Annotated in this window: 10 protein-coding genes; 6 read left to right on the top strand and 4 right to left on the bottom strand. The window is 71.6% G+C overall.

The annotated features are described in order from the left end of the window. Both AOK15_RS36925 and AOK15_RS36920 read left to right on the top strand, forming a co-directional pair. Positions 1-755: alpha/beta hydrolase (locus tag AOK15_RS36925; RefSeq protein WP_055522984.1), on the top strand; the 755-nt coding region annotated here is incomplete at its 5' end. Positions 756-784: 29 nt separating this feature from the next. Further along, the gene (locus AOK15_RS36920; protein ID WP_055522982.1) at positions 785-1,501 is read left to right on the top strand and encodes an alpha/beta fold hydrolase; all 717 of its coding nucleotides are present in this window, start codon (positions 785-787) and stop codon (positions 1,499-1,501) included. 82 nt (positions 1,502-1,583) lie between these two features. Here the strand turns inward: AOK15_RS36920 and msrB are convergent, their stop codons facing one another. From msrB to AOK15_RS36900, 4 genes are all read right to left on the bottom strand, one after another. Next, the gene (msrB, locus tag AOK15_RS36915; protein WP_055522980.1) at positions 1,584-1,991 is read right to left on the bottom strand and encodes a peptide-methionine (R)-S-oxide reductase MsrB; all 408 of its coding nucleotides are present in this window, start codon (positions 1,989-1,991) and stop codon (positions 1,584-1,586) included. 13 nt (positions 1,992-2,004) lie between these two features. Further along, a complete protein-coding gene (gene murC, locus AOK15_RS36910; protein ID WP_055522978.1) occupies positions 2,005-3,390 on the bottom strand; it encodes a UDP-N-acetylmuramate--L-alanine ligase in 1,386 nt (461 codons plus the stop codon). 102 nt (positions 3,391-3,492) lie between these two features. Further along, positions 3,493-3,948 (bottom strand): hypothetical protein, encoded by a 456-nt coding sequence (locus tag AOK15_RS36905; protein WP_055522975.1) that lies wholly within the window; start codon positions 3,946-3,948, stop codon positions 3,493-3,495. A gap of 120 nt (positions 3,949-4,068) precedes the next feature. Next, positions 4,069-4,953: a pyrimidine reductase family protein gene (locus AOK15_RS36900; protein WP_079058918.1), complete on the bottom strand. Its 885-nt coding sequence runs from the start codon at positions 4,951-4,953 to the stop codon at positions 4,069-4,071. Between AOK15_RS36900 and zapE the strand changes: the two genes are divergently transcribed. From zapE to AOK15_RS36880, 4 genes are all read left to right on the top strand, one after another. Further along, positions 4,952-6,091 carry a cell division protein ZapE gene (gene zapE / locus AOK15_RS36895; protein WP_240508767.1) on the top strand — a complete coding sequence of 380 codons (1,140 nt, stop codon included), beginning with the start codon at positions 4,952-4,954 and terminating at the stop codon, positions 6,089-6,091. The genes AOK15_RS36900 and zapE overlap by 2 nt on opposite strands. Positions 6,092-6,325: 234 nt before the next feature. Further along, positions 6,326-6,727, top strand: a complete 402-nt coding sequence (locus AOK15_RS36890) for a hypothetical protein (protein ID WP_205632289.1) — start codon at positions 6,326-6,328, stop codon at positions 6,725-6,727. Positions 6,728-6,807: 80 nt separating this feature from the next. Beyond that, a complete protein-coding gene (locus tag AOK15_RS36885) occupies positions 6,808-7,386 on the top strand; it encodes a carbonic anhydrase (RefSeq protein ID WP_055522970.1) in 579 nt (192 codons plus the stop codon). 20 nt (positions 7,387-7,406) lie between these two features. Next, positions 7,407-8,318 (top strand): SulP family inorganic anion transporter (locus AOK15_RS36880; RefSeq protein ID WP_167738899.1); only part of this gene is annotated, 912 nt, incomplete at its 3' end.

The following is an 8,318-nucleotide window of genomic DNA, read 5'->3' as shown; positions in this document are numbered from 1 at the left end:
TCGTGAAGCCCGCCGGCGCCGAGGGCCCCCTGCCGGTGATCCTGTACATCCACGGCGCCGGCTGGGTGTTCGGCAACGCCCACACCCACGACCGCCTCGTCCGCGAACTGGCGGTCGGCGCGGGCGCCGCCGTGGTCTTCCCGGAGTACGACCTGTCCCCCGAGGCCCGCTACCCCGTCGCCATCGAGCAGAACTACGCCGTCGCCCAGTGGGTCGTGGAGCAGGGTGCGTCGAAGGAGCTGGACGGCACACGGCTGGCGGTGGCCGGTGACTCGGTCGGCGGCAACATGACCGCCGCCCTGACCCTGATGGCCAAGGAGCGCGGCGATGTGCCCCTGGTGCAGCAGGTCCTCTTCTACCCGGTGACCGACGCGAACTTCGACACCGGCTCCTACCGCCAGTTCGCGGAGGGCTACTTCCTGCGCCGCGACGGCATGCGGTGGTTCTGGGACCAGTACACGACCGACGAGGCCGAGCGCGCCCGGATCACCGCGTCCCCGCTGCGCGCCACCACCGAGCAGCTGACCGGGCTCCCCCCGGCGCTGGTCATCACCGGTGAGGCCGACGTCCTGCGCGACGAGGGCGAGGCGTACGCGAGCAGGCTTCGTGAGGCGGGCGTCCCGGTCACCGCCGTCCGCTTCCAGGGCATCATCCACGACTTCGTGATGCTCGACGCGCTGCGCGGCACCCACGCCGCCGAGGCCGCGATCACGCTGGCCACCGGCACCCTGCGCACCGCACTGCACGCCGGCTGACCGACCCGCACCGAGAGAGAGGACCCCTCATGTCCACCACGCCCACCGCCCTCCTCGTGCACGGGGCCTTCGCCGACGCGTCCAGCTGGGCCGGCGTCGTCGAGGAGCTCCAGAGCCACGACGTCCCCGTCGTCGCCGTACCGAACCCGCTGCGCGGTCTGGCCTCCGACGCCGCGTACATCGCCTCCGCGGCCGCCCAGATCGACGGCCCCGTCGTCCTCGTCGGCCACTCCTACGGCGGTGCGCTCATCACCGTGGCGGGCGCGACCGAGAACGTCGTCGGCCTGGTCTACGTCGCGGCGTACATCCCGGAGGAGGGGGAGAGCCTCGGCGAGTTGCAAGGGCGCTTCCCGCTGGCCCCGCTCGTCGCCAACCTGGTCGAGCGGACCTACCCCGTCGAGGGCGGGGAGCCCGGCGTCGAGGTCACCATCGCGCCGGACGCCTTCCCCGGCATCTTCGCCGCGGACGTCCCCGCCGAGGCGACCCGGATCCTCGCGGTGTCGCAGCGTCCGCTGGCGACCGCCGCGTTCACCGAGGTCCCGCCGGTCGCCGCCTGGAAGACCCGGCCGTCCTGGGCCGTGGTCGCGGCGGCCGACGAGGCGATCAACCCCGAGGTCCAGCGCTTCGCCGCGAAGCGCGCGGGCGCCACGATCACCGAACTCGAGGGCGCCTCGCACGCGGTGGCGGTCTCCCGTCCGAAGGACGTGGCGGCGGTCATCCGCGACGCGGTACGCCTCACCAGCTGAACGACGTGTGCCCCGCACCCCTGTCAGGGGCGCGGGGCACACGTCAGAGGCGCGGGGCACGCGTGCCGCCGGGCTCAGAAAGTCACTCGCCCTCGGGCGCCAGCCGCAGCGAGATGCTGTTGATGCAGTACCGCTGATCCGTGGGGGTGGGATACCCCTCCCCCTCGAACACGTGCCCGAGGTGTGATCCGCAGCGGGCACAGCGGACCTCGGTCCGCACCATCCCGTACGAGCGGTCCTCGATCAGCTCCACCGCGTCGCTGTCCTTCGGGTCGTAGAAGGACGGCCATCCGCAGTGCGACGCGAACTTGGTGTCGGAGGTGAACAGCTCCGCGCCGCAGGCCCGGCACGAGTACACCCCCTTCGTCTTCGTGTCGGTGTACTCCCCGGCGAACGCCGGCTCGGTACCGGCCTGACGCAGCACCGCGTACTCCGCCGGGGTCAGCTCCGCGCGCCACTGCTCGTCCGGCTTGTCGACGTCGTACGGCATGGGTCTCAGCCCCTCACTGCGAAAGACGGTCCAGGATCCTCGGGCCCAGGTCGGTCACGTCGCCCGCGCCCATGGTGAGAACGAGATCACCGGGCTTCGCCATTCCCGCGACGACCGCGGGCGCCTCCGCCTTGTCGTGGACGGCCGTGACCTCGGCGCCGGCCGCCCGCGCCGCATCGATGATCAGCTCGCTGGTGACGCCCGGGATCGGGTCCTCGCGGGCCGGGTAGATGTCGAGCACGACGGACGCGTCCGCGAGGGCGAGCGACTGCCCCATCTCGGTGCCCAGCTCCTGCGTACGGGAGAACAGGTGGGGCTGGAACAGCACGAGGATGCGCGCGTCGCCGGCGGCGGCCCGCATCGCCTCCAGGTCGGCCGTCATCTCGGTCGGGTGGTGCGCGTACGAGTCGATGACCTGCACCCCGGCGGCCTCGCCCTTCAGCTGCAACCGCCGCTTCACACCGGTGTACGCCGCCAGGGCGGGCGCCAGCTCGGTGGCCGGGACGCCCAGCGCGACGCCCGCGGCCAGGGCGGCGACCGCGTTGTGCGCGTAGTGCCGTCCGGGCACGGACACCGTGAAGGTGAACTCTTGCCCGTCCAGCAGGACGGTGACCTCGCTCTTGAGTCCCTGGGGCACGACGGCGAGGACACGGACGTCGGCGTCCTCGCTCTCGCCGTAGGTGACGACCCGGACACCCTCGACGCGACGGGTCAGCTCCCGCGCGCCCTCGTGGTCAGCCGAGATCACCAGGGTGCCGCCGGGCACGATACGGCCGGCGAACGTCTCGAAGGACTCGTAGATCTCGTCCATGGACGCGTAGTTGGCGTGGTGGTCCAGCTCCACGTTGAGGACGATCGCGACCTCGGGGGCGTACTTGTGGAAGCTGCGGTCGCTTTCGTCCGCCTCGGCCACGAAGATGTCGCCGTCGCCGTGCAGGGCGTTGGAGCCGGGCGCGTCGAGGTCGCCGCCGATGGCGTACGACGGGTTCAGGCCCAGCGCGGTCAGCGAGACGGCCAGCATGGACGTGGTGGTGGTCTTGCCGTGGGTGCCGGCCACCGCGATCGGGCGCAGGCCGTCCATCAGCCGGGCGAGCGCGTCCGACCGGTGGACGACCGGGATGCCCAGTTCGGCGGCGCGGGCCAGCTCCGGGTTGTCCGCGCGGATCGCCGACGACACGACGACGCACGTCGCGTCGTCGGCGAGATGCTCCGCCGCGTGCCCGATGTGCACGGTCGCGCCCAGCGCGCGCAACGCCTGCGCCGTCTCCGACTCCTTGGCGTCACTCCCCGCCACCTTGGCGCCGCGCTGGGCCAGGATCTTCGCGATCCCCGACATCCCGGCCCCGCCGATCCCGATGAAGTGCGGTCGGTCCATGGCGGTAGGAAGGCCGGGTGCCATGTGCGTTCTCCCAGTACTGGTACGGCAAAGTTTCAGGGCAACCCTATGCCCATACGCCCCCACGATCGGCAGGGACCACCGGTTGGAGCCAGTGTCACAGCACTAGGTCCTGCTGTGGGAGAACAGCTTCAGTACCGGGACCCCCACCTTGTGCCGTGCCCGGGACGCCCAGTCGCGGTGGAAGAACTCCTCCACGTAGTGCGGGTCGGTCAGCACCAGCACCTCGTCGGCCCCGACCTCCTCCACCAGCGACTTCAGGGCGTCCAGCGGATGGTCCTCGATCAGCCGCCCCTCCGCCTCGCTGCCGGCCGCGCGCAGCGCCTGCAGGGACACCTCCAGAGCCCGTTCCCCCTCGTCGAGGGCCTGTTCCCCCTCCGGGGTCTCCCCCTCACGCGCCGCCTCGTCCAGCTCGCCGAGCGCGAGGTCGTCGATGGCCCGCAGCAGCCGGTCGGCCTGGTTGCCCCGCGGCTGGAGCAGCACATGGAAAGAGGCCGACTCGTCGCCGTGCAGGGTGGTGACGAACTCCACGTCCGCGGACGTCAGAGCCTTCTCGATCATCAAAACGCTCGTGAACGACACCACAGGCGCCCTTCTTCCGGGAGGGCCCCGCGGCCCTCGCTCCTCAGGGATCTAGTGTGCCCGGCGAGAACTAAACGGAACGGTAGATTCCGACCGTTCTCACGTACGACGGTAACGACCGAACAGGAACCCGGCCTCTTCCAGCAACGACACCAGCTCGAACCGTCTCGGCACCTCCACCGGGGGCCCTCCGGCGATGCGCTGGGCGTTCCCCGCCGTGAGCATCGGCGACACGGTGAGGCACAGCTCGTCGAGGACACCGGCGGCGATCAGCTGCCCGAGGACCCGCGGTCCGCCCTCGGTGAGCAGCCGGGTCAGCCCCAGGTCGGCGAGGGCCCGCACGACGCGCGCGAAGTCGACGCCCATGCCGTCCCCGGCGATCACCACCCGCGCGCCCGCCTTCTCGGCGGTGGCCACCCGGTCGGGCGGGGCGGCGGCGCCGGTGAGCAGGAGGGTGGGGGTGAGCGGTGAGGTGAACAGGGGAAGCGAGAAGTCGAGGTCCAGTCCGGCGCTGACCACCGCGACGGCCGGGGCCGGTGTCTGTCCGGCGGCCCGGCGGGCCTCGGCGAACGCCTCACGCGCGCGTGCCGGGCGGTAGCCCTCCTGACGTACCGTTTCGGCGCCGACGATCACCACGTCGGCGAGTCCCCGCAGGGTGCCGAAGATCCGCATGTCCGCTTCGCTGGAGATCGGCTGCGAGCGCCCGTCGTGCTGGGCCGCGCCGTCCAGCGTCGACACCATGTTGGCCCGCAGCCACGGCTCCCGCCCGCCCGGACCGGGCGCGGGCTCGGGATAGGCGTACGCCGCCGCCAGCTCCGCGAGGCTCCACTCCCGGTCGACGGCGCCCACACCCGGCACCGGCCCGCCGGCGTCCGACCCGGCGGTCACCACCGGGGTGGGGGCCACGGCCGTGTCCGCGCCGTCACCGGCCCCGTCCGGGCTCCGGGCCGCTGTCTCTTCGGTCACAGGGAACAGGCGTCGCATGTCGTGCAGTGTGGCACGGCCTTTAGACTCGGTAACCGTGTCGTCGTCCTCTGCCGCCGTGTCCGGCCCCATAACCGAAACGGCTCCGCTGTCCCTGTGCACCCGCGAGCCGTACGTCCCCGCCGACCGGCTCGTCGCCGAGATGGTGCCGCCGCCGCGCTTCGACTCGGTGCGCTTCGACACGTACATCCCGGACCATAACCAGCCGAGCCAGACCGACGCCGTCCGGGTCCTCAGCGGCTTCGCGGCGGGCCTCGGCGGCGCTCACGCGACCGGCGCCGGCAAGCGCGGTCTCTTCGGCTTCGGCAGGGCGAAGGCCGCCAAGGTCCCCGCCGGTCCGCGCGGTGTCTACCTGGACGGGGGCTACGGCGTCGGCAAGACCCATCTGCTGGCCTCCCTGTGGCACGCGACCCCGGCCGAACCCGCGCTGAAGGCGTTCGGCACGTTCGTGGAGCTGACCAATCTGGTCGGCGCGCTCGGCTTCCAGAAGACGGTCCAGACCCTCTCCGGGCACCGGCTGCTGTGCATCGACGAGTTCGAACTGGACGACCCGGGCGACACCGTCCTCGTGTCGACACTGCTCGGCAAGCTGGTGGACGCGGGCGTCGCCCTGGCCGCCACGTCCAACACCCTGCCGGGCAAGCTCGGTGAGGGCCGGTTCGCGGCGGCCGACTTCCTGCGGGAGATCCAGGGCCTGTCCGCCCACTTCCGCGCGCTGCGCATCGACGGCGAGGACTACCGCCACCGCGGACTGCCCGAGGCACCCCCGCCGTTCTCCGACGAGCAGGTCACGAAGACGGCGTACGCCACCGAGGGCTCCTCCCTCGACGACTTCCCGCATCTGCTGGAGCACCTCGCGCGCGTGCACCCCAGCCGGTACGGCGCTCTCACGGACGGCCTGAAGGCGGTGTGCCTGACCGACGTCCAGCCCGTCCCCGACCAGTCGACCGCCCTGCGGCTCGTGGTGCTCGCGGACCGGCTGTACGACCGCGAGGTCCCCGTGCTCGCCTCCGGTCTGCCCTTCGACCGGCTGTTCAGCGAGGAGATGCTGAACGGCGGCTACCGGAAGAAGTACTTCCGAGCCATCTCGCGGCTCACCGCCCTCGCCCGCGACGCCGGGCGACTCGCCGGGCACTGAGTCCCAGCGGTCCACCGACACTCCTCAGCGGGAAGAACTCCTCCAGGTCAAGGGGCTTTTCCGGCCATCCTGCCCACGCTTTTCAGGCTCTCTTCAGCTCGAAACGTTAAGTTAACCCTGCAAACAACTTTGCAGGGTTAACGTGTTTCTTGACCAGTGGTTGACCATTGATTGACCAAGTCATTCAACGGTCGGCCTCATGGGAGACATGACGAACTGGCAGTGGGGAGGCGCATGTTGCGAGGTACGACGCCCCGGACCGTCATCACGGCCCTAGCCGCCGTCCTGCTCGCCCTGCAGTTCTTCACTCCCACCGGTTCCTTCGCATCCGCGCACACACCCGGTCACGCCAAGGCCAAAGCCGCGCCCGGAAAGGCCCTCCCGGCCACCCCCGTGCGTGACTCGGCCGCCATGCCTCGCCCCTGCGGTCACCCCGAGGACCCGACCGGTCCTCTCCGCACCCATGACCGGCACCGCGCCACCACCCACACCGCTTCCGGAGCGCCCGTGCGCCCGCCGCAGGGGGAGAACCCGGCGGTCGCGAGCGAACCGGAACGACCCTCGGCCCGGCACCACCGGCAGTCGAGATCCCTCACGGCCCACACCCCGGCCGCTCTCCAGGTCTTCCGCTGCTGAGAGCGCGGAGCCCGTTCCCCCCACATCTGTCGTGCAAGCCCGACGCGCCGCCGTGGCGCGCCAGGAGGAGTCACCACATCATGCAGCCCCTCATCGACAACGCCCGTACCTTCGGACAGCGCCCTGAGGAGTTCGCCAGGCTGGCCGAGGGCCAGTCCCCCGAGGTCCTGTTCATCACCTGCTCCGACTCGCGGGTCGTCCCGGCCCTGATCACGGGCGCCCGCCCCGGCGAGCTCTTCGAACTGCGGACCGCCGGCAACATCGTCCCCCCGTACACGGCGGACCGCCCCACCGGTGAGACGGCCACCATCGAGTACGCCGTGGAAGTGCTCGGCGTCAGCGACATCGTGGTCTGCGGCCACTCGCACTGCGGTGCCGTCGGCGCGCTGGTGCGCGGCGACGACCTCGACGCCGTACCCGCCGTACGCGACTGGCTCAGCCACGCCACCCCGCGCCCGCAGGGCACGGTCGAGGACCCCACGGTCGCCGACGGTGTGCAGAACCACGTCCTCAGCCAGTTGCTGCGGCTGCGCTCCTACCCCTGTGTGGACAAGCGCCTCGCCGACGGCCGGCTGCGGCTGCGCGGCTGGTACTACGAGGTCCACACCGGAGCCGTGCGCGAACACCGCGCGGACTCCGACACGTTCGAGACCCTCTGAGCGGCGGGCCGGTGTCCTCGATGAACTCCCCGACCTCCCCCACCTCCAAGTTCCCTTACATACGCCAGGACTTCGGCGCCTCGCTGGTCGTCTTCCTGGTCGCCCTGCCGCTGTGCGTGGGCGTGGCCGTCGCCTCCGGGGTGCCGGCCGAACTCGGCCTGATCACCGGCATCGTGGGCGGCATCGTCGCCGGTCTGATGCCCGGCAGCAGTCTGCAGGTCTCCGGCCCGGCGGCCGGGCTGACCGTGCTGGTCTTCGAGGCGGTGCGCCAGTTCGGCCTCCCCGCGCTCGGCGTGATCGTCCTCGCCGCCGGTCTGCTCCAGCTCGCCATGGGCGCGCTGAAGCTGGGCCGCTGGTTCCGGGCGATATCCGTGTCCGTCGTCGAGGGCATGCTGGCCGGAATCGGTCTCGTGATCATCGCCGGCCAGCTGTACGCGGCGGCGGGGCTGAAGGCCCCGGCCTCCGGGCTCGACAAGATCGCGGGGCTGCCCGGCGCCTTCGTCGAGGCCGTGGGCAGCACCGCCGCACTCGCCTCCCTCGCGCTCGGCGCGGGCACCGTCGCCGTGATGGTGCTGTGGAAGCGGCTGCCGAAGAAGGTCCAGGTCGTGCCCGGCGCGCTCGCCGCGGTCGTCCTCGCCACCGTCGCGACCCTCGCCTTCGGACTGCCGGTCGCCAAGGTCGAGGTGAAGGGCCTGCTGGACTCCATCCAGCCGCCCGGACTCGACGCCTTCGGCGGGCTGGCCGATGTGGCGCTGATCGGCACGGTCCTCGCCTTCACGCTCATCGCGTCCGCCGAGAGCCTGTTCAGCGCGGCGGCGGTGGACCGGCTGCACGACGGGCCGCGCACCGAGTACGACAAGGAACTGATGGCCCAGGGCGCCGAGCAGACCGCACACCGTGTTGCCGGCGCCCTGGGCCATCAGTTCCTTGTC

Origin of the sequence: Streptomyces ossamyceticus, assembly GCF_001418475.1 — a bacterium.
Taxonomy (GTDB): domain Bacteria; phylum Actinomycetota; class Actinomycetes; order Streptomycetales; family Streptomycetaceae; genus Streptomyces; species Streptomyces ossamyceticus.
The sequence above is the reverse complement of the archived record's forward strand: the minus strand, read 5'-3'. Positions and strand labels throughout refer to the sequence as shown.

Coding starts and splice junctions, on each gene's coding strand:
- zapE (WP_240508767.1), top strand. CDS start 4,952: ATGTCGTGCAGTGTGGCACGGCCTTTAGACTCGGTAACCGTGTCGTCG.
- murC (WP_055522978.1), bottom strand. CDS start 3,390: ATGGCACCCGGCCTTCCTACCGCCATGGACCGACCGCACTTCATCGGG.
- AOK15_RS36900 (WP_079058918.1), bottom strand. CDS start 4,953: ATGCGACGCCTGTTCCCTGTGACCGAAGAGACAGCGGCCCGGAGCCCG.
- AOK15_RS36890 (WP_205632289.1), top strand. CDS start 6,326: ATGTTGCGAGGTACGACGCCCCGGACCGTCATCACGGCCCTAGCCGCC.
- msrB (WP_055522980.1), bottom strand. CDS start 1,991: ATGCCGTACGACGTCGACAAGCCGGACGAGCAGTGGCGCGCGGAGCTG.
- AOK15_RS36920 (WP_055522982.1), top strand. CDS start 785: ATGTCCACCACGCCCACCGCCCTCCTCGTGCACGGGGCCTTCGCCGAC.
- AOK15_RS36885 (WP_055522970.1), top strand. CDS start 6,808: ATGCAGCCCCTCATCGACAACGCCCGTACCTTCGGACAGCGCCCTGAG.
- AOK15_RS36905 (WP_055522975.1), bottom strand. CDS start 3,948: ATGATCGAGAAGGCTCTGACGTCCGCGGACGTGGAGTTCGTCACCACC.